The sequence below is a fragment of the Salmonella sp. WC3 genome (genome assembly GCF_042932255.1).
Classification (GTDB): Bacteria; Pseudomonadota; Gammaproteobacteria; order Enterobacterales; family Enterobacteriaceae; genus Salmonella; species Salmonella enterica.
Window position 1 is genome coordinate 1,731,422 of sequence record NZ_CP170629.1, and the last position, 25,627, is coordinate 1,757,048.

23 protein-coding genes and 2 pseudogenes are annotated in these 25,627 nt (G+C 52.2%); 13 read left to right on the plus strand and 12 right to left on the minus strand.

Annotation, left to right across the window (positions count from 1 at the left end):
* Positions 1-228 precede the first annotated feature (228 nt).
* Positions 229-1,281: a 3-deoxy-7-phosphoheptulonate synthase AroG gene (gene aroG, locus ACFK9X_RS08180; RefSeq protein WP_001109233.1), complete on the plus strand. Its 1,053-nt coding sequence runs from the start codon at positions 229-231 to the stop codon at positions 1,279-1,281.
* A 93-nt stretch (positions 1,282-1,374) separates the two neighbouring features.
* Here the strand turns inward: aroG and ACFK9X_RS08185 are convergent, their stop codons facing one another.
* Together ACFK9X_RS08185 and ACFK9X_RS08190 are read right to left on the minus strand one after the other, a co-directional pair.
* Positions 1,375-1,920: a FumA C-terminus/TtdB family hydratase beta subunit gene (locus tag ACFK9X_RS08185; protein WP_000970374.1), complete on the minus strand. Its 546-nt coding sequence runs from the start codon at positions 1,918-1,920 to the stop codon at positions 1,375-1,377.
* A gap of 14 nt (positions 1,921-1,934) precedes the next feature.
* Positions 1,935-2,780, minus strand: a complete 846-nt coding sequence (locus ACFK9X_RS08190) for a fumarate hydratase (protein ID WP_151116099.1) — start codon at positions 2,778-2,780, stop codon at positions 1,935-1,937.
* A 129-nt stretch (positions 2,781-2,909) separates the two neighbouring features.
* On the opposite strand from ACFK9X_RS08190, the gene ACFK9X_RS08195 reads away from it, so the two are divergent.
* Complete coding sequence (locus tag ACFK9X_RS08195; protein WP_151116101.1) at positions 2,910-3,800, plus strand: LysR family transcriptional regulator; 891 nt, start codon at positions 2,910-2,912, stop codon at positions 3,798-3,800.
* Here the strand turns inward: ACFK9X_RS08195 and ACFK9X_RS08200 are convergent, their stop codons facing one another.
* The gene (locus ACFK9X_RS08200; RefSeq protein ID WP_000282119.1) at positions 3,801-4,784 is read right to left on the minus strand and encodes a LysR family transcriptional regulator; all 984 of its coding nucleotides are present in this window, start codon (positions 4,782-4,784) and stop codon (positions 3,801-3,803) included. It lies immediately after the preceding gene.
* A gap of 222 nt (positions 4,785-5,006) precedes the next feature.
* Here ACFK9X_RS08200 and ACFK9X_RS08205 point away from each other — a divergent pair, with 222 nt between their 5' ends.
* The 7 genes and pseudogenes from ACFK9X_RS08205 (at position 5,007) to ACFK9X_RS08235 (ending at position 12,730) form a co-directional block, all read left to right on the plus strand.
* Positions 5,007-6,275: an SLC13 family permease gene (locus tag ACFK9X_RS08205; protein WP_000074129.1), complete on the plus strand. Its 1,269-nt coding sequence runs from the start codon at positions 5,007-5,009 to the stop codon at positions 6,273-6,275.
* Between the two features lie 49 nt (positions 6,276-6,324).
* The gene (locus tag ACFK9X_RS08210) at positions 6,325-6,570 is read left to right on the plus strand and encodes an oxaloacetate decarboxylase subunit gamma (RefSeq protein ID WP_022544642.1); all 246 of its coding nucleotides are present in this window, start codon (positions 6,325-6,327) and stop codon (positions 6,568-6,570) included.
* Between the two features lie 15 nt (positions 6,571-6,585).
* Positions 6,586-8,361, plus strand: coding sequence for a sodium-extruding oxaloacetate decarboxylase subunit alpha (gene oadA / locus ACFK9X_RS08215; protein WP_151116103.1), 1,776 nt, complete (start codon positions 6,586-6,588; stop codon positions 8,359-8,361).
* Positions 8,362-8,376: 15 nt separating this feature from the next.
* Complete coding sequence (locus ACFK9X_RS08220) at positions 8,377-9,678, plus strand: oxalacetate decarboxylase subunit beta (RefSeq protein ID WP_151116105.1); 1,302 nt, start codon at positions 8,377-8,379, stop codon at positions 9,676-9,678.
* A gap of 118 nt (positions 9,679-9,796) precedes the next feature.
* Positions 9,797-10,495: pseudogene (locus tag ACFK9X_RS08225) on the plus strand (triphosphoribosyl-dephospho-CoA synthase).
* Between the two features lie 379 nt (positions 10,496-10,874).
* Positions 10,875-11,954 carry an iron ABC transporter permease gene (locus ACFK9X_RS08230; RefSeq protein ID WP_000128327.1) on the plus strand — a complete coding sequence of 360 codons (1,080 nt, stop codon included), beginning with the start codon at positions 10,875-10,877 and terminating at the stop codon, positions 11,952-11,954.
* Positions 11,954-12,730 carry an ABC transporter ATP-binding protein gene (locus ACFK9X_RS08235; protein WP_151116107.1) on the plus strand — a complete coding sequence of 259 codons (777 nt, stop codon included), beginning with the start codon at positions 11,954-11,956 and terminating at the stop codon, positions 12,728-12,730. The genes ACFK9X_RS08230 and ACFK9X_RS08235 overlap by 1 nt, the downstream gene beginning before the upstream one ends.
* 90 nt (positions 12,731-12,820) lie before the next feature.
* Here ACFK9X_RS08235 and gpmA read toward each other — a convergent pair whose 3' ends face one another.
* The 8 genes and pseudogenes from gpmA to modE all read right to left on the minus strand — a co-directional run bounded on the left by gpmA (position 12,821) and on the right by modE (position 21,687).
* Positions 12,821-13,573, minus strand: a complete 753-nt coding sequence (gpmA, locus tag ACFK9X_RS08240) for a 2,3-diphosphoglycerate-dependent phosphoglycerate mutase (protein WP_151116109.1) — start codon at positions 13,571-13,573, stop codon at positions 12,821-12,823.
* Positions 13,574-13,796: 223 nt separating this feature from the next.
* Positions 13,797-14,837 carry a galactose-1-epimerase gene (galM, locus tag ACFK9X_RS08245; protein WP_000931428.1) on the minus strand — a complete coding sequence of 347 codons (1,041 nt, stop codon included), beginning with the start codon at positions 14,835-14,837 and terminating at the stop codon, positions 13,797-13,799.
* Complete coding sequence (galK, locus tag ACFK9X_RS08250; RefSeq protein WP_001049366.1) at positions 14,831-15,979, minus strand: galactokinase; 1,149 nt, start codon at positions 15,977-15,979, stop codon at positions 14,831-14,833. Before galK ends, galM begins: the two co-directional genes overlap by 7 nt.
* Before the next feature lie 2 nt (positions 15,980-15,981).
* The gene (gene galT / locus ACFK9X_RS08255) at positions 15,982-17,028 is read right to left on the minus strand and encodes a galactose-1-phosphate uridylyltransferase (protein ID WP_151116111.1); all 1,047 of its coding nucleotides are present in this window, start codon (positions 17,026-17,028) and stop codon (positions 15,982-15,984) included.
* A gap of 10 nt (positions 17,029-17,038) precedes the next feature.
* Positions 17,039-18,055, minus strand: a complete 1,017-nt coding sequence (gene galE / locus ACFK9X_RS08260) for a UDP-glucose 4-epimerase GalE (protein WP_001265465.1) — start codon at positions 18,053-18,055, stop codon at positions 17,039-17,041.
* Between the two features lie 222 nt (positions 18,056-18,277).
* Positions 18,278-19,186: a DUF2167 domain-containing protein gene (locus tag ACFK9X_RS08265; RefSeq protein WP_000885519.1), complete on the minus strand. Its 909-nt coding sequence runs from the start codon at positions 19,184-19,186 to the stop codon at positions 18,278-18,280.
* 170 nt (positions 19,187-19,356) lie between these two features.
* Positions 19,357-20,831 (minus strand): annotated as a pseudogene (modF, locus tag ACFK9X_RS08270) (molybdate ABC transporter ATP-binding protein ModF).
* A 67-nt stretch (positions 20,832-20,898) separates the two neighbouring features.
* Positions 20,899-21,687 (minus strand): molybdenum-dependent transcriptional regulator, encoded by a 789-nt coding sequence (gene modE / locus ACFK9X_RS08275; protein WP_001147416.1) that lies wholly within the window; start codon positions 21,685-21,687, stop codon positions 20,899-20,901.
* 128 nt (positions 21,688-21,815) lie between these two features.
* On the opposite strand from modE, the gene ACFK9X_RS08280 reads away from it, so the two are divergent.
* The 4 genes from ACFK9X_RS08280 to modC all read left to right on the plus strand — a co-directional run bounded on the left by ACFK9X_RS08280 (position 21,816) and on the right by modC (position 24,655).
* Positions 21,816-21,965 carry an AcrZ family multidrug efflux pump-associated protein gene (locus tag ACFK9X_RS08280; protein WP_000891513.1) on the plus strand — a complete coding sequence of 50 codons (150 nt, stop codon included), beginning with the start codon at positions 21,816-21,818 and terminating at the stop codon, positions 21,963-21,965.
* A gap of 166 nt (positions 21,966-22,131) precedes the next feature.
* Complete coding sequence (gene modA, locus ACFK9X_RS08285; RefSeq protein ID WP_151116113.1) at positions 22,132-22,905, plus strand: molybdate ABC transporter substrate-binding protein; 774 nt, start codon at positions 22,132-22,134, stop codon at positions 22,903-22,905.
* The gene (modB, locus tag ACFK9X_RS08290) at positions 22,905-23,594 is read left to right on the plus strand and encodes a molybdate ABC transporter permease subunit (RefSeq protein ID WP_000604026.1); all 690 of its coding nucleotides are present in this window, start codon (positions 22,905-22,907) and stop codon (positions 23,592-23,594) included. Before modA ends, modB begins: the two co-directional genes overlap by 1 nt.
* A 2-nt stretch (positions 23,595-23,596) precedes the next feature.
* Entirely contained in the window at positions 23,597-24,655 is a 1,059-nt protein-coding gene (modC, locus tag ACFK9X_RS08295; RefSeq protein ID WP_000891706.1) for a molybdenum ABC transporter ATP-binding protein ModC, read from the plus strand.
* On the opposite strand, the gene ACFK9X_RS08300 is transcribed toward modC, so the two are convergent.
* The gene (locus tag ACFK9X_RS08300; RefSeq protein WP_001748281.1) at positions 24,656-25,474 is read right to left on the minus strand and encodes a pyridoxal phosphatase; all 819 of its coding nucleotides are present in this window, start codon (positions 25,472-25,474) and stop codon (positions 24,656-24,658) included.
* Positions 25,475-25,627 lie beyond the last annotated feature (153 nt).

Consider the following 25,627-nt stretch of genomic DNA (forward strand, 5'->3'; position numbering starts at 1 on the left):
GCCGCCGCGGGTTAACGCAGCAGAGAATCTTGCAATAATTCATAAACAGAGTGGTTACAGTTAAAAAGTGTAGGTTAGATCCCATTTTTCGCTACATTTGTGCGTTTTTTTCCTGAATTCCAGGATTATTCCGTTCAAAGTGTAAAAGCCCGTTTACACTATTTAATTGAAGAGATAGATTGGAGGGATTGCATTCATTGGGATAAGTACGGCAACACTGGAATAAACATGAATTATCAGAACGACGATTTACGCATTAAAGAAATCAACGAGTTATTACCTCCGGTCGCGCTGCTGGAAAAGTTTCCCGCCACGGAAAATGCAGCAAATACCGTTGCTCACGCGCGCAAAGCCATCCATAAAATTCTCAAAGGCAATGACGATCGTCTGCTGGTGGTGATCGGTCCTTGTTCAATTCATGATCCGGCAGCGGCGAAAGAGTATGCCGCCCGTTTGCTGGCGCTACGCGATGAGCTTCAAGGCGAGCTTGAAATTGTCATGCGCGTCTATTTTGAGAAACCGCGTACCACCGTCGGCTGGAAAGGGCTGATTAACGATCCGCACATGGATAACAGCTTCCAGATTAACGACGGTCTGCGTATTGCGCGCAAACTGCTGCTGGATATTAACGACAGCGGCCTGCCTGCCGCCGGCGAATTCCTCGATATGATCACGCCGCAATATCTGGCCGATCTGATGAGCTGGGGCGCCATTGGCGCGCGGACTACTGAATCCCAGGTTCATCGCGAATTGGCGTCTGGCCTCTCTTGTCCGGTCGGTTTTAAAAATGGTACTGATGGCACGATTAAAGTCGCCATTGACGCCATCAACGCCGCCGGCGCGCCGCATTGCTTCCTCTCCGTCACTAAATGGGGTCATTCGGCGATTGTGAATACCAGCGGCAACGGCGACTGCCATATCATTCTGCGCGGAGGTAAAGCGCCAAACTATAGCGCGCAGCATGTTGCTGAGGTGAAAGAAGGCCTCATCAAAGCGGGACTGACGCCGCAGGTCATGATCGATTTCAGCCATGCCAACTCCTGTAAGCAATTTCAAAAGCAGATGGAGGTTTGCGCCGATGTCTGCCAGCAGATAGCGGGCGGTGAAAAAGCGATTATTGGCGTGATGGTAGAGAGTCATCTGGTAGAAGGAAACCAGAGTCTGGAAAGCGGTCAGCCGCTGACCTACGGTAAAAGCATTACTGACGCCTGTATTGGCTGGGAAGATACCGATGCGCTGCTTCGTCAGTTGTCGGCAGCGGTAAAAGCCCGTCGCGGCTAAGTTTATTTTCTATCCTGTGGTGAAGCGCAGGATAGAAAACATATCGGTCCGGTAACAGTCTACCGGACCGATATTACCAATATTAATGTATTATTATTTGGCGTACTTAGGTACTTCCTGCTTCTGGAGAGTATTTCCTTCCGAATCAATTCCTACAATGACTCTATAGCGGTCAAAATATAACTTCTTAATGGATTCTGTTCCTAATTCTTCGTAGGCAACAATTTCTACTGATTTAACATGTTTTGTATTAATTGCAGACGCTCCTCCAATCCCGAGTAGCGAAACCCCACCGTATTTTTTACAAAGCTCAGCGACATAATCAGCACGATCGCCTTTGCCAAGAAACGCAGTTGCCCCTTGTTGAAACATCATTTCTACAAATGGGTCCATACGCGCGGCCGTTGTAGGACCGTTGGAGCCAATAGGTAAACCAGGTCTGGCAGGGCAGGGGCCAGCATAGTAAATCGTTTGGTTTTGAAAATCGACCGGTGATTTTTCTCCGTTACTAAGCGCTACTTCGATTTTTTTATGCGCGGCGTCACGGCAGGTGTAAGCAAATCCAGTGAGAAATAATATATCGCCGACCTTAAGAGTTTTCGCTTTCTCTTTAGTCAATGGTAATGTTAATTCCATCATAGCTTCTCCAGGTATTAAATGATTTCACTAGCGTGGCGGCTTGCATTACATTGGAAATTGATTGCGACTGGCAGTGCAGTGATATGGCAAGGATAGTAATCGACATGCACGCCTAACGCCGTAATACGCCCGCCCATACCTAAAGGGCCGATCCCTGTATTATTCACGGCCTCTAATAATTCAGCTTCGAGCTGGGCATAAAGTGGTTTAGCATTGAACTCACCAAGAGGGCGTAATAATGCTTTCTTCGCCATCCACGAACAGTGAACCATTGTACCGCCAACGCCGATACCAATAATATAAGGAGGGCATGGATTGCCTCCTACACGACGGACAGTTTCCAGAACAAAATCTTTTATACCATCAATACCATCGCCGGGAAGCAATGTTTTAAAAGTTCCCATATTTTCGCTACCGCCGCCCTTTGGCATAACGGTAATTGTCACTCGGTCACCATCAACAATTTCAGTATGTAAAATTGCAGGAGTATTATCATTAGTATTAATACGTTCTAATGGATCTGCAACCATGGATTTTCTTAAGTATCCATTTTCATAGCCCTGGCGAACACCCTGGTTCACCTGATCTTTAAGCGGCTTACCTTCCCAGCATACATGTTGTCCAATTTCCATTATAACGATACAAGTGCCGGTATCATGGCAGCATGCAAGTTGTTCTTTTTTTGCATACTCTCCATTATCAATTAATATCTTAATGGTTTCCTTGCCGATCTTTGACTCTTCTTTATCATATGCTTTACGAAAAGAACACATGAGATTATCATCCAGTTCATAACAAGCTTTTTTTACAAGTTTTTCGATAACCGGAATGATAATTTCTGTATTTAATATACGACTCATACTCCCTCCAGTGCTATGTTGCATTGTTTTATCCATTAATCACATTTTCATGATATTCGTATTCATTGTAGGAAGGAAATATGTTATTTTTATTAAATGATAAATTTTATTTATAGTAGTGGAAAATAGATGGAAATTAGACAATTAGAATATTTTGTAAGCGCTTCTTTGTTAGGTAACTTAACCAGAGTTGCTGAGCGGCATTTTGTTTCTCAACCTAATATCACCATTGCTATTAAGAAGTTAGAGACTGAATTAGGGGTGACATTATTTGATAGAAAGAAAAATAAACTTGTCCTTACTGAGGAGGGCATGTTTTTCTTACAAAAAATTGAACCTATCCTTATTGCGTTAAAAAATAGCGTAGCGGAAATGAAAGATTATCGTAATGAAAATGGTGGCATAGTAACTTTGGGGATCCCACCGATGATAAGTTTGTTTCTTTTTTCACCGCTCTTCAAGCATTTCCGAGAGATTTATCCAGAGATGGAACTCTCTCTTGTTGAAGAGGGGACTTTTGGTTTACATGATAAACTTTCTGCTGGAGAGCTGGATCTTGCTATTGTTATTATTAATGACTGTCCAAAAGAATTAGTTACGGTACCATTAATGACTCAGCAGCACGTGGTATGTATGTCAGATAAACATCCCCTGGCAAAAAAGGATAGTATCGATTGGGAAGATCTACAATATGAGCCATTGATACTAATGAAAAAAGATTCCTGGCATAGAAAAACGATTATTGAAGAATGTACAAAGCGAGGAATTCATACACATATTTTTCTATCATCAAACAGGGTTCAAACCAACATAGATCTGGTTGCTAAAAATGAAGGAGTTTCTTTCATTTTGGACGCTGTCGATCTTAAAGCCGAAAAAGTAATAACCAAGGCCATGACCGAGCCGACTTATGTTACGATTGGTTTGGCCTGGAAGAAAGATAAATATTTATCATATGCAACCAGAGCGTTAATTAAATTCATTGAGGATTATATTAAAGAACATTTTACAATTAAATAATTATATTTGTTCTTCAACAAAAATTTCCCATAGCTCTTCGGCATCTGGAGGCATTCTCTTGGCTGGTCTATAAAGTCTTATTTCTATGGGGACCCATAAATTGCTTTCTTTTTCCGCTGCAGTAACAATAGTTTTAGCCTCTATATCTTGCCTGGCAAGGCTTTGAGGTATCCAGGCAACACCATCGCCAGATCTGACCATTGCCAATAGTGTTGCTGCCAGATCGGCCACAAAGGCAACATTTATATTATGGGTAATTCTGTTAATAGACGCTGTATTTGCTATTATTCTTCCCAGACCTGATTGTGATGAAAAAGAAAGGTAAGGGAATTGAATCTTATTATTTATATTCCACAACGGTTTTAACGTTTCTGAGTCTGGTTTACTGAATGGAATTAATGTATCAAACCCAAGACGAATGCTCATAAAGTTATTTTTATTTAAATTTAGATGCATATGTGGGTGATGGTGACACAGTAAAAATTGTGAATCTCCCTGCCGCATCATTTTTTCGCACGCATTCAATGAGTCAGATAAAAGACGAAATGAACCAAATTTTGCAATTTTATCACTTTGCTTTAACAAGTGCGGTACAAAAGAGAAAGACAAAGCATGCGTTGCTGAAAAAACAAGACTAGGTTGTTTATTACCTGCAGCCTCAAGGGTATCACTTTTCAATGTGTACAAGGAGTGGATCAGTTCGGGAAGCTGGTCTGTAAATACTTCTCCGGCCTTGGTAAGGGTGACTCCCCGTTTACTTCTTTCAAAAAGGGGCGTACCCACCCATTCTTCGAGAGATTGTATCCGACGACTAAATGCGGGTTGAGTCACATATCTTGAGGCAGACGCTTTTGAGAAATTCAACGTTTCTTTTAGAGCCAGACAGTCTTCGAGCCATGTTAGTTCGAGGTGATGCCGATATTGCATAAGCTGCAACCTTATTAGCATTGGATGAGTTTCATTTATATAAGTAGCATTATACACAGACAGATTTTAAGAGGAAATTATTTGATTAAACAGAAACAAAAGCAGTAAGAATATGTTATGCCTTTGTCGGGTAAGTGTTGTTATTTATGTGAGGGTATTCTTTCTCAATAGAAATTAATTAGATGTGATTTTAGTATAACATGTGATTTATGCTTGTTGCAGTTGTATTCATGACTGTAATGAGTTGTTTTTGTACCCTAATAATATAAGGACGTATACATGTCACCAGCGATTATTACTTTGTTGGTTTTAGTGGTTGCAATAATTATCTTTGTTAGCGATCGTCTTCCTATGGGATTAGTTGCGTTTATGGTCCCAATGGCACTTTATTTTACCGGTGTTATCGATGCTAAGGATATTTTTGCTTCAATCGTAAATGCGAATGTTATTCTTATCGTCGCCATGTGTGTACTCGGTGCGGCATTTTTTAAAACAGGTTTGGCATGGCAATCAAGTAAAATTTTACTAAAATATGCTAAAACAGAAAGAAGCCTTAGTGTATTGATTTTTCTTATTGGTGGAGTTATGTCTGCCTTTGTTTCTAATAGCGGAACAGTTGCTGTGCTAATTCCTATTGTTTTAGGTATTGCCGCCAGTAGTCAGATTAAGCCTATTAAACTTCTTATGCCTCTGGTTTTTGGGGCAACAATCGGTGCTGATATTTCTATTATCGGTTCGCCAGGAAATCTGATTGCTAAAAATACTATTGAAACTTTTAGTAAGGGAAGTCTGTCGGTGCCATTTTTCGAATACGCTAAAATTGGTATTCCTTTGCTGATTGCATGCTCTATATTTCTCTATTTCTTCGGTTCAAAACTCATCGCAGATCGTGATGGAAATACACAATCTGATTCTCAAATGGATTATAGCCAAATTCCGGCATGGCATAGAAATTTAACTTTAGCCGTTTTTATTCTGTCTATCGCTGGGATGGTGGCAACTGATTATATTAAGTTTCTGCCTCCAATGCATATTATTGCGTGTTGTGCGGCTATTGTTCTTGTATTTGCTGGCGTTTTGACACAAAAGGAAACTTTTAATTCTTTTGAAACACTAACTGTTTTCATGCTTGCGTTTATGATGCCTTTAGGAGCCGCGCTTAATTCTACTGGTGCTGGAGAAATGATTGCTAATGCCGTTATTTCAGTAACCGGAGATTCTGGCGTTATGATTATTATGGCGTCATTGTGGATACTTACATGGGCTTTGACTCAAGTTATGAGTAACACTGCAGCATGTACGTTGTTATGCCCGGTAGGATGGACTATCGCACAGTCTATTGGCGCAGACCCTCGTGCAGTTGTTATTGCTGTTTTTATTGCGAGTAGTGTTGCTGTTTGTACCCCAATGGCTATTCCAGCAAACTCAATGATTATTGGCCCGGGGAATGTTAAATTTAAAGATTTCTTAAAACCCGGATTGGCGATTAGTTTGGTTTGTTTTATCGTTAGTATGATTTTACTACCGGTATTTTATCCATTCTATTAATGCCTGATATTACTTTTCTATTTTAGATTATTAAATTTGAGACTTTATTATGAATAGTTCGGTGCTATTAGGTGAAGGCTTCACTCTGATGTTCCTCGGCATGGGGTTCGTGCTGGCGTTTCTGTTCCTGCTGATTTTCGCCATTCGCGGCATGTCCGCCGCCGTCAACCGTTTCTTCCCTGAACCGGCTCCGGCGCCAAAACTGGCACCTGCTGCCGCCGCGCCCGCGGACGACTTTGCCCGCCTCAAGCCGGTGATTGCCGCCGCCATTCACCATCACCGCCTTAACGCTTAATTCCCGGAGGGATCCATGACTATTGCCATTACCGATGTCGTCCTGCGCGACGCCCACCAGTCTCTGTTCGCCACCCGCCTGCGCCTTGATGACATGCTGCCGATTGCCGCCGCGCTCGATGACGTGGGCTACGGGTCGCTGGAGTGCTGGGGCGGCGCCACCTTTGACGCCTGTATCCGCTTTCTCGGCGAAGACCCGTGGCTGCGCCTGCGCGAACTCAAAAAAGCCATGCCCAAAACCCCGCTGCAGATGCTGCTGCGTGGTCAGAACCTGCTCGGTTATCGCCACTACGCCGATGACGTGGTGGAACGCTTCATTGAGCGGGCGGTGAAAAACGGCATGGACGTGTTCCGCGTCTTCGATGCCATGAACGACCCGCGCAATATGAAAGCCGCACTGCAGGCGGTGCGCAGCCACGGCGCGCACGCCCAGGGCACGCTCTCGTACACCACCAGCCCGGCGCACACCCTGCAGACCTGGCTGGATTTAACGGAGCAACTGCTGGAAACCGGCGTTGACTCGATTGCCATCAAGGATATGTCCGGTATCCTGACGCCAGTGGCGGCGTATGACCTGGTCAGCGAAATCAAAAAACGCTATGACGTGCGCCTGCACCTGCACTGTCACGCCACCACCGGGATGGCGGAGATGGCCCTGCTGAAGGCTATCGAGGCGGGCGTCGACGGCGTCGACACGGCAATTTCGTCCATGAGCGCCACCTACGGCCACCCGGCCACCGAAGCGCTGGTGGCGACGTTGGCAGGTACTGAGCACGACACCGGGCTGGATATCCTGAAGCTGGAAAATATCGCCGCGTACTTCCGCGAGGTGCGCAAAAAGTATCACGCCTTTGAAGGCCAGCTGAAGGGCTACGACAGCCGTATTCTGGTGGCCCAGGTACCGGGCGGAATGCTCACCAACCTCGAAAGCCAGCTGAAGCAGCAGAACGCGGCGGACAAACTCGACCAGGTGCTGGCGGAAATCCCCCGCGTGCGCGAGGACCTCGGCTTTATCCCGCTGGTGACCCCCACCTCACAGATTGTCGGCACCCAGGCGGTGCTCAACGTCCTGACCGGCGAGCGCTACAAAACCATCGCCAAAGAAACCGCTGGCATTCTGAAAGGCGAATACGGCCACACCCCGGTGCCGGTGAACGCCGCGTTACAGGCCCGCGTGCTGGAAGGGGGCGCTCCGGTGACCTGCCGTCCGGCGGATTTACTCAAACCGGAACTGGCTGAACTGGAAGCGGACGTCAGGCGCCAGGCGCAGGAGAAGGGCATCACTCTGGCGGGAAACGCCATCGACGACGTGCTCACCGTGGCGCTGTTCCCGCAAATCGGCCTCAAATTCCTTGAGAACCGCCACAACCCGGCGGCGTTTGAGCCGGTGCCGCAGGCGGAAGCCGCGCAGCCGGTGGCAAAAGCAGAGAAGCCTGCCGCCTCCGGTATCTACACCGTGGAAGTGGAAGGCAAAGCCTTTGTGGTGAAGGTCAGCGACGGCGGCGATATCAGCCAGCTTACTGCGGCTGTTCCGGCAGCCTCTTCCGCACCGGTTCAGGCTGCCGCTCCCGCAGGCGCCGGCACCCCGGTCACCGCGCCGCTGGCGGGCAACATCTGGAAGGTGATTGCCACCGAGGGCCAGACGGTGGCCGAAGGCGATGTGCTGCTGATTCTGGAAGCCATGAAGATGGAAACCGAAATTCGCGCCGCGCAGGCCGGGACGGTACGCGGTATCGCGGTGAAGTCCGGCGATGCGGTCTCCGTCGGCGACACCCTGATGACGCTGGCGTAAGGACGAGGAGCGGAAATGGAAAGTCTGAACGCCCTGCTTCAGGGCATGGGGCTGATGCACCTTGGCGCAGGCCAGGCCATCATGCTGCTGGTCAGCCTGCTGCTGCTGTGGCTGGCGATAGCGAAGAAGTTCGAACCGTTGTTGCTGCTGCCGATAGGCTTCGGCGGGCTGCTCTCCAACATCCCGGAAGCGGGCATGGCGCTGACCGCGCTGGAAAGCCTGCTGGCGCATCACGACGCCGGGCAGCTGGCGGTGATTGCCGCGAAGCTGAACTGCGCGCCGGACGTGCACGCCATTAAAGAGGCATTAGCGCTGGCGCTGCCGTCGGTGCAGAGCCAGATGGAGAACCTGGCGGTGGACATGGGCTACACGCCGGGGGTGCTGGCGCTGTTCTATAAAGTGGCGATTGGCTCCGGTGTCGCGCCGCTGGTCATCTTTATGGGCGTGGGCGCGATGACCGACTTCGGCCCGCTGCTGGCCAACCCGCGCACCCTGCTGCTCGGCGCGGCGGCGCAGTTCGGCATCTTCGCCACCGTGCTGGGGGCGCTGACGCTGAACTACTTCGGCCTGATTTCCTTCACCCTGCCGCAGGCGGCGGCCATCGGCATTATCGGCGGCGCGGACGGCCCGACGGCGATTTATCTGTCGGGCAAGCTGGCCCCGGAGCTGCTGGGAGCCATCGCGGTGGCGGCGTACTCGTATATGGCGCTGGTGCCGTTAATCCAGCCACCGATTATGCGCGCGCTGACCAGCGAGAAAGAGCGGAAAATCCGCATGGTGCAGCTGCGCACGGTGAGTAAGCGGGAAAAAATCCTCTTCCCGGTGGTGCTGTTACTGCTGGTGGCGCTGCTGCTGCCGGACGCGGCGCCGCTGCTGGGGATGTTCTGCTTTGGCAATCTGATGCGCGAAAGCGGCGTGGTGGAGCGTCTGAGCGACACGGTACAGAACGGGCTGATTAATATCGTGACCATCTTCCTCGGGCTGTCGGTGGGCGCAAAACTGGTGGCGGACAAGTTCCTGCAGCCGCAGACGCTGGGCATTCTGCTGCTGGGGGTGATTGCGTTTGGTATCGGGACGGCGGCCGGGGTGCTGATGGCGAAGCTGATGAACCTGTGCAGTAAGAACAAAATCAACCCGCTTATCGGTTCGGCGAGGGGCTCGGCGGTGCCGATGGCGGCCCGCGTATCGAACAAAGTGGGGCTGGAATCAGACCCGCAGAACTTCCTGCTGATGCACGCGATGGGCCCGAACGTGGCGGGGGTAATTGGCTCGGCCATTGCCGCGGGCGTGATGCTGAAATACGTGCTGGCAATGTAAATCTGTTCCTTTCCCGGAGGCGGCGCGTTGCGCCTGTCCGGGCTACCGGATTGCATGGATCTGTAGCCCGGACAGATGCGCAGCATCGCCTCCGGGAATGTCCCATAAGGAGACTTTGATGAATGAAACCATAGCATTTCGTCCGGAAGGCCGGGCATCGACAAAAGATGTGGTTGTCGATTACACGCTGGCGTCACTGGACGAGCTTGAACAACTGCACCCGGCGCTGAATCTGCTGGCGCACCCGTCAATCGTCCGTGGCAGCCATGATTTCTTTGTCCGTTGTTATGACGCGGGCATACAGCATGCGCAGGCCGGGGCGGCTGAAACGGTAGCGGTTTTGCCTGATTCGCTGCCACAAGAACGGCAAAGGAGCGGGCTGCTGTGTGCCGCAGCAGGTCGTCTGGATGCCCTGCGCCAGCCGCTGACGCACAATCGTTTATGTGACCTGGCCAGTCAGTTCTGTGCTGGCATGGCAGATGTTGACAGCGAAACCCGCAGCGGTTTTTATACCGTGCGCAGCATATCGCTGCCGGTTTACCGGCGGCTGTTGCGGGATTAACATTCTCACGGTGTCTGCCTGCAGCAGGCTCTGCTGCACCTGCTGGCCTGGAAGAGCGATTCCCCCTGGGCGCGGCAGCAGGCGCAACGGCTGCTCTGGCAGGGAGGCGTGCTGGGCGATAAAGGTGAGTTTGCGCTTATGACGCTGGATGATGAACTGCGAGAGCGCCAGATTGAGTGGCCCGGGCTGTGGTCGCTGCTGGCCGTCACCGGGTTTCTGGCGAAATTCCCTGCCGGACCGATATTTGCTGACTGAAAAATGAGGACTGCTGACAATTATCTGTTGTGTTGGCATTTCTGCGAGAGGCAGCTAGCGCTTTGCCTGACTTACGAAACGAGAATATCAACAGATTACGTACTTTTTGTAGGTCCGTGGTTGGAACATTGCCACCTGGTTACACGTTGTCAGCAGCCTCAAGCGTGGATGGCTCCACGCTTTTTTTGTCTATGGAAAACCCCCAGCCAGGCCCTGTCTCTTGATCAGGAGATCTGATCAAGAGACAGGGCTATGCCGGAGGATATTTATTGGAAACCGGTGAGATAGGCCACCGTGTCATTAATCGAAATATAAATAAATATATAACGAAATAATTCGGCGCTATAATTCTCCTCTGATTAATAACGTAGCCCGAGCCATGACCTGTCAGGACAAATCACTTTTAGCCCCCGCTCTCGCTTCCACGCCCGTCATTCCGCGCTATCGCCAGATCATACGCAAACGGGCTGTGCTCATGTTAGCTATTGCGCTGGCGATGATGGCTTCACTGATGGTGGATGTAACCTGTGGGTCTTCGGGTTTACCGCTCAGTGCGCTGTGGCAGGCGCTTTTCCAGCCGGAAAAGGTGAATGCGGGCATACACGTTATTGTCTGGGATATTCGTTTACCCTATGCCCTGATGGCCCTACTGGTGGGCATGGCGTTAGGGTTAGCGGGCGCCGAAATGCAAACCATTTTAAATAATCCGCTGGCGACGCCGTTTACCCTTGGCGTATCGTCCGCAGCGGCTTTTGGCGCTGCGCTGGCGATTGTGTTGGGGATCGGTATTCCCGGTATTCCTGCCGCCTGGTTTATCCCGGCCAATGCGTTCATCTTTGCGCTTTTATCCGCGTTACTCCTGGACGGTATTACCCGTTGGACAGGCGTCGCCGCATCCGGAGTGGTGTTGTTCGGTATTGCGCTGGTATTCACCTTTAACGCGTTGGTCGCCATTATGCAGTTTGTGGCTGATGAAGATACGCTGCAGGGGCTGGTATTCTGGACGATGGGGAGCCTGGTCCGCGCGTCGTGGGAAAAATTGGGCGTACTGGCCGTGGTGTTTATTGCTGTGCTTTTTTGCGCGTTACGAAGCGCCTGGCAACTCACGGCATTACGTCTGGGCGAAGAGAGGGCGATGAGCTTTGGGATTCATGTCCGCCGTTTACGCCTGCTGTCATTGTTGCGTATCAGCTTGTTATCAGCGCTGGCGGTAGCTTTCGTCGGGCCGATTGGTTTTATTGGTCTCGTTGCGCCGCACATTGCGCGAATACTGTTGGGGGAAGATCACCGTTTCTACCTTCCGGGCAGCGTGCTGATAGGCGGGCTGGTGTTATCGCTGGCCTCTATTGCGGCGAAAAATAGTATTCCGGGCGTCATGGTGCCGGTGGGGATTGTCACCTCGCTGGTCGGGGTTCCGTTCTTTTTAAGCATTGTATTGCGACATCGGGGGAGTCTCTGATGCGCGGGTTAATGCTCCGCTCATTTAGCGCCGGCTATTCCACTCAGCCGGTTATTGCAGATCTCAACGTTCCCTTACTGCCGCGCGGGAAAATTACCATTTTGCTGGGGCCGAACGGCTGTGGTAAATCGACGTTACTACGTTCGCTGGCCGGGCTGAATAACGCCGACGGCGAGGCGCTGCTTGATGGCGAAGATCTCATGTCGTTATCGTTTGCCGAGCGGGCGCAGAAAGTTGTGTTTTTGCCGCAGTCATTACCGCAGGGCGTACATCTGCATGTACTTGAGTCGATTATCGTGGTACTGCGGGCATCAGGCGGCAGAGACAATGCGCAGGGCAGAGCGCAGATACTGGCTATCCTTGAGCAATTGGGCATAACGCATCTGGCGTTGCAGTATCTCGACCAGCTTTCCGGCGGTCAGCGGCAGTTAGTGGGTCTGGCGCAATCGCTGATTCGTCGCCCTGAACTTCTGTTGCTGGATGAGCCGCTCAGCGCGCTGGATTTAAACTATCAGTTTCACGTAATGGATCTCGTGCGTCGGGATACCCAGGCGCAAAATAGGGTGACGATAGTCGTGGCGCATGACATTAATATTGCACTGCGTCATGGTGACCATGTCCTGATGCTAAAAGACGGCAGGCTGGTCGCCAGCGGCGCGCCGGAGACGGTGATTACTGCGGAGCGTCTGGCTGAAGTGTACCGGGTACGAGGACGCGTGGAGCGCTGTTCGCAGGGGAGATTGCAGGTGGTGCTGGATGGCGTGATCGCTGTTTAAGACATATTGTCTGATGGCGCTGCGCTTACCCGGCCTACCCATTGCTCGTAGGCCGGATAAGGCAGTTATACCGCCATCCGGCAAAGGTGATTACTTCGCTTTACCCTGATTCGCCACGGCAGCCGCTTTCGCAGCGATCTCGTCAGCGTTGCCCAGATAGTAATGTTTGATCGGCTTGAAGTTTTCGTCGAACTCATACACCAGCGGCACGCCGGTTGGGATGTTTAACTCAAGAATCTCATCTTCACTCATGTTATCCAGGTATTTCACCAGCGCACGCAATGAGTTACCGTGAGCGGAGATGATCACGCGCTCACCGCTCTTCATACGCGGCAGGATGGTGTCGTTCCAGTAAGGAATAACGCGGTCGATGGTCAGCGCCAGACTTTCGGTCAACGGCAGCTCTTTCTCGCTCAGTTTGGCATAACGTGGATCGTGACCCGGATAACGCTCATCATCTTTGGTCAGTTCCGGCGGCGTCACGGCAAAACCGCGGCGCCACTGCTTAACCTGCTCGTCACCATATTTTTCTGCCGTTTCCGCTTTATTCAGCCCCTGCAACGCGCCATAGTGACGTTCATTGAGTTTCCAGGATTTTTCCACCGGCAGCCACGCCTGATCCAGTTCATCCAGTACGTTCCACAGCGTATGGATAGCGCGTTTCAGTACGGAAGTGTAGGCAAAATCAAAGCTGAAACCTTCTTCTTTTAGCAGTTTACCCGCTGCTTTTGCTTCGCTTACGCCTTTTTCAGACAGGTCAACATCATACCAGCCGGTGAAACGGTTCTCTTTGTTCCATTGACTTTCACCGTGACGTACCAGAACCAGCTTAGTTACAGCCATACTCTCACTCCTATAAATCATATGTAATGATAATAATTCTCATTATATTGCCGCGAGGTGTTGGCGGCAATGCTTACGCATAACCATAGCGAAAATAGTGGAGCAGTGTAAGGTTCTTGTGAATTCAGAGTTGCGATTTTGTCTTTAAGTGGTGGAGGTTTGAGCAGGGCAATGGCGCGTAGGCCCGATAAGCTTGCGTCATCGGGCATGTAGCGGCATATCGTTAGAACGGAATAAACTGATACTCGGTCAGGCTGGCGTACTCCTCGCCAGGGCGAAGGATACAGTCAGGCTGCGGCCATTCAGGATGATTCGGACTGTCCGGCAGCAGTTCGCTTTCCAGCGCCAGCCCTTGCCAGTCGGCATAAGGTTCCGGCCCGCGGGAAGGTGTACCCGCCAGATAATTGCCGGAATAAAACTGTAACGCCGGGGCGGTGGTGTAAACCATCATTTGTAGCTTTCCATCCTGTGACCACAGACGGGCCGCCGGCTTTTTGCCATCACCCTGCGTCTGTAGCAGGAAAGCATGATCGTAGCCTTTAACCTTGCGCTGATCGTCATCGGCGAGAAATTCACTGGCAATGACTTTTGGCATCCGGAAGTCAAACGAGGTATTGGCTACCGATTTTAGCCCCTGGCGTGGAATACCGGATTCATCTACCGGCAGATACTCATCCGCCAGAATTTGCAGCTTATGCTGGCGCACGTCGGTCCGATCGCCGTCCAGATTAAAATAGACGTGGTTGGTCAAATTCACCGGACAGGGCTTATCGACCGTTGCCCGGTAAGTGATGGAGATTCTATTGTCATCGGTCAGACGATATTGCGCCGTGGCGCACAGATGGCCAGGAAAGCCCTGGTCGCCGTCATCAGAGGTGAGCGCGAATAATACCTGGCGATCGTTCTGGTTCACAATTTGCCAGCGGCGCTTGTCAAAGCCTTCCGGTCCGCCGTGTAGCTGGTTCTCGCCCTGGCTTGGGCTTAACTGTACGGTTTCGCCGGCAAACGTATAACGGCTATTGGCGATACGGTTCGCGTAACGGCCAATAGAGGCGCCGAGGAACGACGTCTGTTCAGGGTAGTGTTCCGGGCTGGCGCAGCCCAGCAATGCTTCCCGAACGCTGCCGTCAGACAGCGGAATACGGGCGGAAAGAAGAGTGGCTCCCCAGTCCATCAGCGTTACCACCATCCCTGCGCTGTTGCGCAGGGTTAGCAGGCGGTACGGTTGACCATCGGGGGCCAGTGCGGGCGTTTCATTTAGCACTGTCCTGCTCCTTGTGACGGTTTGCATACATAAAAGGTTTCTTTGATTCCGGTTTTCGCTTCGTACTGTTGCGCAACGGCCTGCTGCACAGCGGGAACCAGATCTTCCGGGATCAGCGCGACAACACAGCCGCCAAAGCCGCCGCCGGTCATGCGCACGCCGCCTCGATCGCCGATGGTCGCTTTGACGATGTCTACCAGCGTGTCTATCTGCGGGACGGTAATTTCGAAATCATCGCGCATTGAGGCATGGGACTCCGCCATCAGTTGGCCCATACGTTGCAAATCACCTTTCTCCAGCGCGCTTGCCGCTTCAACGGTGCGCGCATTTTCGCTCAATACATGGCGAACGCGTTTTGCGACTACCGGGTCCAGTTCGCTGGCGACGGCATTGAACGCCTCAAGGCTGACATCGCGCAGGGCCGGCTGCTGGAAGAAACGGGCACCGGTTTCGCACTGTTCACGGCGGGTATTATACTCGCTGCCCACCAGCGTGCGCTTAAAGTTACTGTTGATGATCACCACGGCGACACCTTTCGGCATGGAAACCGCTTTGGCGCCGAGCGTACGGCAATCAATCAGCAACGCATGATCTTTTTTGCCGAGCGCAGAGATGAGCTGATCCATAATGCCGCAGTTACAGCCGACAAACTGGTTCTCGGCCTCTTGTCCGTTGAGCGCAATTTGCGCGCCGTCCAGCGGCAGGTGATAAAGCTGCTGGAAGACGGTGCCCACCGCCACTTCCAGCGAGGCGGAGGAGCTTAACCCGGCGCCCTGCGGCACATTGCCGCTGATGACCATATCCACGCCGCCAAACGCGTTGTTACGCTGTTGCAGGTGTTTCACTACGCCGCGCACATAGTTAGACCACTGCTGGCTATCGTGGGTCACGATCGGCGCATCCAGTGAAAATTCGTCCACCTGATTGTCGTAATCGGCGGCAATCACCCGTACGGTACGATCGTCGCGCGGCGCACAGCTAATTACGGTCTGGTAATCGATAGCGCAGGGCAGAACAAAACCATCATTGTAATCAGTGTGCTCGCCGATCAGATTGACGCGGCCTGGCGCCTGAATCGTGTGGGTAGCAGGGTAGCCGAAAATTTCAGCAAACAGCGCGCGCGTTTTCTCTTTCAGATTCATTTTTATACTCCGGATTCGCGAAAATGGATGTCGCTGACCGCGCGCAGGCGTTCAGCCGCTTGTTCTGCGGTTAAATCACGCTGGGTTTCCGCCAGCATTTCATAGCCGACCATAAATTTACGGACGGTCGCAGAGCGCAGCAGCGGCGGATAAAAGTGCGCGTGCAACTGCCAGTGCGCGTTTTCTTCACCGTTAAACGACGCGCCGTGCCAGCCCATTGAGTAGGGGAAGGAACACTGAAACAGGTTGTCATAACGACTGGTCAGCTTTTTCAACGCCAGCGCCAGAGAGTCGCGCTGCTCGTCGCTTAAATCGGTAATGCGCAGGACATGCGTTTTGGGTAACAGTAGCGTTTCGAACGGCCACGCCGCCCAGTAAGGCACCACCGCCAGCCAGTGTTCGGTTTCGACCACGGTGCGGCTGCCGTCCGCCAGTTCCCGCTGGACATAATCCACCAGCATTGGCGAGCGCTGCTCGGCGAAATAGGCTTTTTGTAAACGATCTTCGCGTTCGGCCTCATTCGGCAGGAAGCTGTTGGCCCAGACCTGTCCATGCGGATGCGGGTTCGAACAGCCCATCGCCGCGCCTTTATTTTCAAAGACCTGCACCCACGGATAGGTTTTGCCTAACTCGGCGGTCTGCGTCTGCCAGGTTCTGACGATTTCCGTCAGCGCGGGCAGGCTCAACTCCGGCAGCGTTTTACTGTGATCGGGAGAAAAGCAGATCACGCGGCTGGTGCCGCGCGCGCTCTGACAGCGCATCAGCGGATCGTGGCTGTCCGGCGCATCCGGCGTATCGGCCATCAGCGCCGCGAAATCGTTAGTAAAGACGTAAGTCCCTTTGTAATCGGGATTTTTATCGCCGGTGACACGCGTATTGCCCGCACACAGGAAGCAGTCCGGATCATGGGCCGGCAGCATTTGCTGAGACGGCGTTTCCTGCGCCCCCTGCCAGGGGCGTTTTGCGCGATGCGGTGAAACCAGAACCCACTGGCCGGTAAGCGGGTTATAACGGCGATGCGGATGATCGATGGGATTAAATGGGGTCATAACAACGTCCTTAATCTGGGTATCCCTGCGGATGGCGTGACTGCCAGTGCCAGGTGTCCTGCGCCATTTCGTCAAGCGTGCGGGTGACGCGCCAGTTCAGCTCGCGATCGGCTTTGCTGGCATCCGCCCAATACGCCGGGAGATCGCCGTCGCGACGCGGCGCGAAGTGGTAATTAATGGGTTTACCGCAGGCTTTACTAAAGGCGTTGACCACATCCAGGACGCTACTGCCGACACCCGCGCCGAGGTTATAAATATGTACGCCGGATTTGTCCGCCAGTTTTTCCATCGCCACGACGTGCCCGTCGGCTAAGTCCATAACGTGAATGTAATCGCGTACGCCGGTGCCATCCTCGGTCGGGTAATCATTGCCGAAAACGGCGAGCGATTCGCGACGACCCACGGCGACCTGGGCGATATAGGGCATCAGGTTATTCGGAATACCTTGCGGATCTTCTCCCATGTCGCCCGACGGGTGCGCGCCGACCGGGTTGAAATAACGCAGCAGAGCAATACTCCACTCCGGCTGGGCTTTTTGCAGATCGGTGAGGATCTGTTCTACCATCAATTTACTTTTGCCGTAGGGGCTTTGCGGCGTGCCGGTAGGAAAACTTTCGACGTAAGGAATTTTGGGCTGATCGCCATAAACGGTGGCAGAGGAGCTAAAAATAAGGTTTTTAACGTTGGCCGCACGCATGGCGCTGACCAACCGCAGCGTACCGTTGACGTTGTTGTCATAGTACTCCAGCGGCCTGGCGACCGATTCGCCGACGGCTTTCAGGCCGGCAAAGTGAATCACGGTATCAATCGCGTGATCGTGCAGAATTTCGGTTATAAGCGCTTCGTTGCGAATATCACCTTCGACAAAGGTCGGGTGCTTACCGCCCAGACGTTCAATCACGGGCAGCACGCTGCGCTTGCTGTTGCAGAGGTTATCGAGGATGACGACGTCATGACCATTTTGCAGCAACTGTACGCAGGTATGACTTCCAATGTAACCGCTACCACCTGTAACCAATACTCTCATAATTCGCTCCGTTAAGCCTATGGTATGGAATAACCATAGCATAACAAAGATGCGAAAAGTGTGACATGTAATAAATTAGTGGAATCGTTTACACGCTGGTGATTTTACGCATTTATATCAATTAAATGATTACAAATCATCTGGCTTGAGAATGCTTCTGCTTTTTATCCGAAAAAAAGGCGCGTTACGCGCCTGGGAATGAAACGGACGGGGCAAGAGCTGTCAGTCTTTTTTACGCGAGAGTAGCTTCCTGGCGAGCGCCCCGACAGCGACGACGCCGATGGCGGTCACTTTCCAGAATTTAAGTAACGCGATACCGAGCATAGCAAGCAGCCCTACTTTCTTGGCCGCGATACCGCCAATCAGCGCGGCGAGCCCATACTCCGCTATTTTGTCCGTTGATTCGTTGAAGTCAGCGTAGCGTTGTCCAGCGTTGAACTTGACGGAACTGAGAATTCTTTTCGCCAGAGGGATTTCATGGTCAACAGAACCTCTGTCGGTCACCAGATTTAAAGAAAAATAGCCTTCACGTCCCAGCAGATAGGTGTTGTAGTTCACGCCTTGTTCATTCAGTGGTTCGTTGGTGCCGATATCCTGGATGGCGGCGGACCAGATCAGACGATGATTGGTTGCATCGTAGGTAGGCTTCTCGATCCAGCCAATAATTTCTATCGGCTCAATGCCTTTTGCAATACGATCTTTATTCGCTTCTTTTGTGCCTTTGCGCAGGTTATCCATTAATTCATCGGCATCCCAATTTTTTGCATCATCATCTTTTACATAACCAGAATCATCATATTCGATAGAAATAAATCCATTCATTTCCTTTTTAAATACGAGACCGTAAAAATATTCATCGTCAACATAGTTACCAATTTCACGCATAAATACCGCCGCTTCTTTTGCGGGTATCCAGGTAAATCCTTCCGGTAGATTAAGCGTGGCTTTATCACCTAAACTAATTTTTGTCGGACCCGCAACGGCGGCGCGACTCATGCCTTCAACAGCGACCTCAACGGCGGTTTTACGCGCTTCCTGCGCAGCGGTCGGCTTTTGCTCAGCATAACTGCCGGGGCAAAATAACATGGCTGCCAGTAAAAATAGTATTATTTGTGGAAAACGAAAAGCCATAATGAATCCCTTATATTCACATACGACATCATTGTCGAAAATTTCAGGATTATTATGACAATGAGGCGGTCAGCGATTCAAGAGATAGTAAGCTTATCGACCGTTATTATTATTCTTAATAAAAGGAGAGTGGTTCCAGAATGGCGCGCGGCGCCATTCTGATAATACATTTAATTATTGCATCGTCCGGAAACGTACTTATAACGTTCGCCATCTGGTACAAATTCCAGCCGGTGGGTAATACAGGCAGGCGCATCCTCTGCATGATGGGAAACGAACAGCAGTTGGGTCTCTCCCTGGCGAATTAATACATCTACAAAACGGCGTACCAGTTGGCGGTTCAGCGGGTCCAACCCTTGCAGCGGCTCATCCAGAATCAACACTGTCGGATGTTTAACCAGCGCGCGCACGATCAGCGCCAGCCGCTGCTGTCCCCAGGAGAGACTGTGGAAGGGGGCATCCGCCGTACGCTTATCGATTCCCAGAATATCCAGCCACTGTTGCGCCAGTTTTCGTTGCCTGTCTGAAACGGCCTGGTAAATGCCGATAGAATCGAAATAGCCGGAGAGAATGACATTGCGTACCGTGGTACTGACGCGGTAATCCAGATGTAAACTGCTGCTGACGTAGCCGATATGTTTTTTGATATCCCAGATTGTTTCGCCGCTTCCTCGCCGCCGCCCGAACAGCGTGAGATCGTTGCTGTAGCCTTGCGGATGATCGCCAGTAATAAGGCTAAGCAACGTAGACTTACCCGCTCCGTTAGGACCGACGATCTGCCAGTGTTCGCCCGGATTGACTCGCCAGCTTAGGTGGTGGAGGATAGGGCGATCGTTATACGAGACTACGCCATCGTTAAGTACGATCCGTGGTTCGCCATCGGGTAACGCATGGCGGGCGGAAGGTTCGTCCGGTTCGGGTAATTGTACGTCGGTCAGACGCTCGCTGTGCGCGAGTTGAGCAACCAACGCCCGTTGCAGCAACTCCGCCGTCGTTCCGGTCTCCGCCAGGGTACAGTCGGCAAGCACGCCGGCAAACTGCACGAAGTCCGGGATTTCATCAAAACGGTTGAGTACCAGCGCCAGGGTCATACCCGCCTGGTTCAACGCCGTCAGGCGTTGCGCCAGTTGTTGACGGGCGGTCACGTCAAGCCCGTCGAACGGTTCATCAAGGATTAATAACTCCGGCTCAGACATCAGCGCCTGACACAGCAGCGCTTTTCGCGTCTCGCCGGTAGAAAGGTATTTAAAACGCCTGTTGAGTAAAGTGGAAATGCCGAACTGCTGCGCCAGCATCGCACAGCGGGCAGGATGGTGAACTTCATCCTGAATAATTTCCGCGGTAGTGCGCCCGGTATCGTCTTCGCCAGACTGAGCATATCGGTGTTATTACGTTGCCACTCATCGCTGACCAGCTTTTGCAATTGTTCAAAGGACAGACGAGTAATGCGGGTAAACCGACACTGGCGCTCGCCAGTTAATAACGGCAGTTCGCCCGCCAGCGCGCGGGCGAGCGCCGACTTCCCGCTCCCGTTAGCCCCAACGAATGCCCAGCTATCGTCCGCATTGAGCGTCAGCGAATCCAGATGAAGTGTTTTTGTATCGCTCAGACGAAACGTGCCTTGCGAAATTTGCAACGATGACATTTTGCATCCCATTTTTTGCAGCGATGAATGACAGGGATACGTCTTTCGGCAACGGATGTCAATGTGCTTAGCACAACGTTGCAATAATCACTCTGTCCGCATTAAACCAGGCAATCACGTCATCGCCTTCCTTTAACGTAGCGGCATCCGCAGTCGGTATCGTGGCGCACAGCGTCTGGCCGTCCGGCAGCGCCATCAACACTTCACACTGTTCCGCGCCGCGCTCGATATGGCTGATCGTTCCCGACAACTGATTGTCAGCGGCGCGCGCAACGGCTGCATCCCGGGTAATGCCAACCCACGGCGCTTTTAGCAGGATCAGCACTTCTTTACCTTCCTCCAGGCCGAGACGCTCGCCGCTTTGCGCCGTCAGCGCGACTTTGAGCCGCGTTTTGCCGTCGGCCAGCAGCACGTCGACATGCTGTTGCACCTGATCGCGATCGCGGGCGGTAATGGTGCCGAACCACTGATTTCGGGCGCTGGTTTGCAGTGAAAAGCGGGAGATAGCTGCCAGCAGACTGTCAAGCGGCAGGGCGTCATCGTCGCTTAACACATCGAACGCTTTTTGCTGAATTTGGCCCAGCAAATCGTAAAGCTGGATCAGACGCTGGCCATAGCGGGTTAATACCGCGCCGCCGCCGCCTTTGCCGCCCGTCGCGCGTTCAACCAGCATATGTTCGCTAAGCTGGTTCATGTCGTTTATCGCATCCCAGGCGCTCTTATAGCTGATTCCCGCGTCTTTCGCGCCCTGACTAATCGAGCCGGAAAGCGCAATGTGTTTCAGCAGAGAGATACGTCGGGGATCGGCAAAAAGCTTTTGCTGAAGTTTCAGGGTAAGAAGGATTTCGGCCTGCATAACCAGCTCCTGGTAAAAAGACTATTGTGACTGAAAAGCGCGTCAGCGCAAAGCCGACCGCACAAAAGGGGAGTGCTTTTCTGTGTGATGCGGTTAAAATACAAAAAGGACTATATCTGGAGTTGCCCATGTTAGAGTTATTAAAAAGTCTGGTATTCGCCGTCATCATGGTACCGGTAGTGATGGCCATCATCCTCGGTCTGATTTACGGTCTGGGTGAGGTGTTCAACATTTTTTCCGGTATCGGTCAGAAAGACCAGTCCAGACAGAACCGCTGATTTCCCCAAACGCCCGCTCAGTCGGGCGTTTTTGTTACTCAAGATCCTGCTTTTCCTGCCGATATTTTCTGTGTTTAATCGTTAATGGGTATGAATAACCGCTGGGAAACCCCTGAGATTATCGTTATATTGTCGTTTACATAACGAAACGCACAAGGAGTTACAGATGGCGCATTCCTGGTTACGCCAGGTTGCAGGGGCGACATTATCTTTCGTCATCGCTGGTCATGCGCTGGCGGATGAAGGCAAGATCACCGTATTTGCCGCCGCGTCGCTAACGAACGCGATGCAAGACATTGCGGCAGAATATAAAAAAGAGAAAAATGTGGATGTGGTCTCCTCATTCGCCTCCTCTTCAACGCTGGCGCGCCAGATAGAAGCGGGCGCGCCGGCGGATCTGTTCATCTCTGCTGACCAGAAATGGATGGATTACGCAGCCGATAAAAAAGCGGTGGATACCACGACGCGCGAAACATTGCTTGGCAATAGCCTGGTGGTGGTGGCGCCGAAAGCCAGCGAGCAGAAACCGTTTACCATCGACAACAAAACGGACTGGATTCGTCTGCTGAACGGCGGACGTCTGGCAGTGGGCGATCCGCAACACGTACCGGCGGGAATTTATGCCAAAGAAGCGCTGCAAAAGCTGGGCGCATGGCAAACGCTTGAACCGAAACTGGCGCCGGGCGAGGATGTGCGCGGCGCGTTGGCGCTGGTCGAACGTAACGAAGCGCCTTTAGGCATTGTATACGGTTCTGATGCGGTCGCCAGCAAGGGGGGCAACGTGGTGGCGACGTTCCCGGAAGATTCACATAAAAAAGTGGAATACCCCATCGCTATCGTGGAGGGGCATAAAAATGCGACCGTCAGCGCGTTCTATGATTACCTGAAAGGACCGCAGGCCTCGGCAATCTTTAAACGTTATGGATTTACGACGAAGTAATGATACTGACCGATCCAGAATGGCAGGCTGTCCTTCTTAGCCTGAAAGTGTCTTCCCTGGCCGTGCTGTTTAGCCTGCCGTTTGGGATCTTTTTTGCCTGGTTACTGGTGCGATGCCGGTTTCCGGGCAAAGCCTTACTTGATAGCGTCCTGCATCTGCCGCTGGTGCTGCCGCCGGTGGTGGTCGGCTATCTGCTGCTGGTGTCGATGGGGCGACGCGGATTTATTGGCCAGTGGCTGTATGACTGGTTCGGTCTCACGTTTGCCTTTAGCTGGCGCGGCGCCGTGCTGGCGGCGGCGGTGATGTCCTTCCCGCTGATGGTGCGGGCCATTCGGCTGGCGCTGGAGGGGGTGGATATCAAGCTCGAACAGGCCGCCAGAACGCTGGGCGCCGGGCGCTGGCGCGTTTTTCTGACTATCACCTTACCGCTTACCCTGCCGGGCATTATTGTCGGTACGGTGCTGGCGTTTGCCCGTTCGCTTGGCGAATTTGGCGCGACCATTACCTTTGTTTCCAATATTCCGGGCGAAACCCGCACCATACCTTCCGCCATGTATACCTTGATTCAGACGCCTGGCGGGGAGAGCGCGGCGGCGAGGCTGTGCGTGATTTCGATTGTATTAGCGCTGATTTCGCTGTTGATTTCTGAATGGCTGGCGCGGATTAGCCGTGAACGGACGGGGCGCTAACCATGCTGGAGCTTAATTTTTCCCAGACGCTGGGAACGCACTGTTTAACCCTCAACGAAACGCTGCCAGCCAGTGGGATCACGGCTATCTTTGGCGTCTCCGGCGCGGGAAAAACCTCGCTGATTAATGCCATCAGCGGTTTGACTCGCCCGCAAAAAGGACGCATCGCGCTGAATGGCCGGGTGTTGCATGACGCGGAAAACGGTATCTGTTTAACGCCGGAAAAGCGCCGCATCGGTTATGTTTTCCAGGATGCGCGCCTGTTCCCTCATTACAAAGTACGCGGCAATTTGCGCTACGGCATGGCGAAAAACATGACCGGTCAGTTTGATAAGCTGGTGTCGCTGCTGGGAATTGAAGCGTTGCTTGATCGCCTGCCGGGGAGCCTGTCCGGCGGAGAAAAACAGCGCGTAGCGATAGGCCGGGCATTGCTCACCGCCCCGGAGTTGCTGCTGTTGGACGAACCGTTGGCCTCGCTGGATATCCCGCGTAAACGCGAATTACTGCCGTACCTGCAACGGCTGGCGCGGGAAATCAATATTCCCATGCTGTATGTCAGCCATTCTCTCGATGAAATTCTCCACCTGGCGGATAAAGTCATGGTGCTGGAGGATGGACAGGTTAAAGCGTTTGGCCCGCTGGAGGAGGTCTGGGGAAGCAGCGTTATGCACCCGTGGCTGCCGAAAGAGCAACAGAGCAGTATTCTGAAAGTCAGCGTGCTGGAGCATCACCCGCATTATGCCATGACCGCTCTGGCGCTTGGCGACCAGCACCTGTGGGTAAATAAACTCAATCAGCCGCTGCAATCCACACTGCGTATTCGTATACAGGCGTCGGATGTCTCGCTGGTACTACAGCCGCCGCAGCAGACCAGTATCCGCAACGTATTGCGGGCAAAAGTGGCGAATTGTTATGACGATAACGGACAGGTGGAAGTCCAGCTTGAGATAGGCGGCAGAACGCTGTGGGCGCGAATAAGCCCGTGGGCCAGGGATGAGCTGAATATCAAGCCTGGCCTGTGGCTTTACGCGCAGGTGAAAAGCGTTTCTATCACCGCCTGACTATAGCAGGTGGGTGTAAATAAATTTGGCGATGCTATCGGTAGTGTTATCGCCGATCACGACGTCAGCGCGCGCTTTCACCGCCTCATCGGCGTTGCCCATCGCAACGCCGGTGCCTGCCGCCTCCAGCATACTGATGTCGTTGTAGTTATCGCCGAAAGCGATCACATTTTTCATTGACCCTCCCTGCGCTTCTATCCACTGGGTAAGGCGCTTGCCTTTACTGTTGCCTTTGCGCGCGATATCCACCTGATCGTGCCATGACCATTCGCACTCCAGGCCAAGCGCCTGTTCAACATGCTGACCGAACCGCTGTAGCCTGGGAATATCTTCATCGGTAAGCGCAAACTTCCACACGGCATTCACGTCGCGCGCCGCCTGCGCCAACGAAGATACCTGTGTAAAGGTCGGACGTTGCTCCGGCGGCAAGGTCTGCGCCCACCGGGAGGTACGCACGACGTGACCGGTTGGGTGTTCGTAAAGCATAGCGTCATCAACATACATCAGGCCGTGAATCTGATGCTCATCCAGTAAATCAATCAACTGCAACGCCTTATCCACGGGCATAGGATCGGCATCCAGGACAGTTTTAGCTTGATAATCATACAAATAGGTGCCGTTGCAGCAAATAGCAGGTGTTTCCAGCGCCAGCGCCTGATAAAAAGGATGAATAGCAACGTGATGGCGACCAGTGACAATGATAAGTTGAAAGCCCGCCTCTTTGGCGCGTGATAGCGCGTCAAGCGAGGAGGGGAGTAAGGTTTTATGCGGGGTTAATAATGTTCCGTCTAAATCGAGGGCAATCACGCGTGCAGTCATAATTTTTTCCAGATTAAGAGTAATAATTCCGTCTGTCGGCATGGTACACCGGGACGGTAAGCAGACAAAATTCTGCGTCTGAATTCAGCATTCGCCGTCAAAAGCGACTACGTTAAGCTGTGTCCTGTTATTGCAGCTACATGCCATATGCAA

Bases quoted from the DNA above. Each gene is read 5' to 3' on its own strand.
- galK (WP_001049366.1), bottom strand. From the start codon at position 15,979: ATGAATCTGAAAGAGAAAACGCGCGCGCTGTTTGCTGAAATTTTCGGC.
- aroG (WP_001109233.1), top strand. From the start codon at position 229: ATGAATTATCAGAACGACGATTTACGCATTAAAGAAATCAACGAGTTA.
- galT (WP_151116111.1), bottom strand. From the start codon at position 17,028: ATGACCCCATTTAATCCCATCGATCATCCGCATCGCCGTTATAACCCG.
- ACFK9X_RS08280 (WP_000891513.1), top strand. From the start codon at position 21,816: ATGTTAGAGTTATTAAAAAGTCTGGTATTCGCCGTCATCATGGTACCG.
- ACFK9X_RS08190 (WP_151116099.1), bottom strand. From the start codon at position 2,780: ATGAGTCGTATATTAAATACAGAAATTATCATTCCGGTTATCGAAAAA.
- gpmA (WP_151116109.1), bottom strand. From the start codon at position 13,573: ATGGCTGTAACTAAGCTGGTTCTGGTACGTCACGGTGAAAGTCAATGG.
- modB (WP_000604026.1), top strand. From the start codon at position 22,905: ATGATACTGACCGATCCAGAATGGCAGGCTGTCCTTCTTAGCCTGAAA.
- ACFK9X_RS08185 (WP_000970374.1), bottom strand. From the start codon at position 1,920: ATGATGGAATTAACATTACCATTGACTAAAGAGAAAGCGAAAACTCTT.
- ACFK9X_RS08220 (WP_151116105.1), top strand. From the start codon at position 8,377: ATGGAAAGTCTGAACGCCCTGCTTCAGGGCATGGGGCTGATGCACCTT.
- galE (WP_001265465.1), bottom strand. From the start codon at position 18,055: ATGAGAGTATTGGTTACAGGTGGTAGCGGTTACATTGGAAGTCATACC.
- modA (WP_151116113.1), top strand. From the start codon at position 22,132: ATGGCGCATTCCTGGTTACGCCAGGTTGCAGGGGCGACATTATCTTTC.
- ACFK9X_RS08230 (WP_000128327.1), top strand. From the start codon at position 10,875: ATGACCTGTCAGGACAAATCACTTTTAGCCCCCGCTCTCGCTTCCACG.
- ACFK9X_RS08300 (WP_001748281.1), bottom strand. From the start codon at position 25,474: ATGACTGCACGCGTGATTGCCCTCGATTTAGACGGAACATTATTAACC.
- modE (WP_001147416.1), bottom strand. From the start codon at position 21,687: ATGCAGGCCGAAATCCTTCTTACCCTGAAACTTCAGCAAAAGCTTTTT.
- oadA (WP_151116103.1), top strand. From the start codon at position 6,586: ATGACTATTGCCATTACCGATGTCGTCCTGCGCGACGCCCACCAGTCT.
- ACFK9X_RS08195 (WP_151116101.1), top strand. From the start codon at position 2,910: ATGGAAATTAGACAATTAGAATATTTTGTAAGCGCTTCTTTGTTAGGT.
- modC (WP_000891706.1), top strand. From the start codon at position 23,597: ATGCTGGAGCTTAATTTTTCCCAGACGCTGGGAACGCACTGTTTAACC.
- ACFK9X_RS08210 (WP_022544642.1), top strand. From the start codon at position 6,325: ATGAATAGTTCGGTGCTATTAGGTGAAGGCTTCACTCTGATGTTCCTC.
- ACFK9X_RS08205 (WP_000074129.1), top strand. From the start codon at position 5,007: ATGTCACCAGCGATTATTACTTTGTTGGTTTTAGTGGTTGCAATAATT.
- ACFK9X_RS08265 (WP_000885519.1), bottom strand. From the start codon at position 19,186: ATGGCTTTTCGTTTTCCACAAATAATACTATTTTTACTGGCAGCCATG.
- ACFK9X_RS08235 (WP_151116107.1), top strand. From the start codon at position 11,954: ATGCGCGGGTTAATGCTCCGCTCATTTAGCGCCGGCTATTCCACTCAG.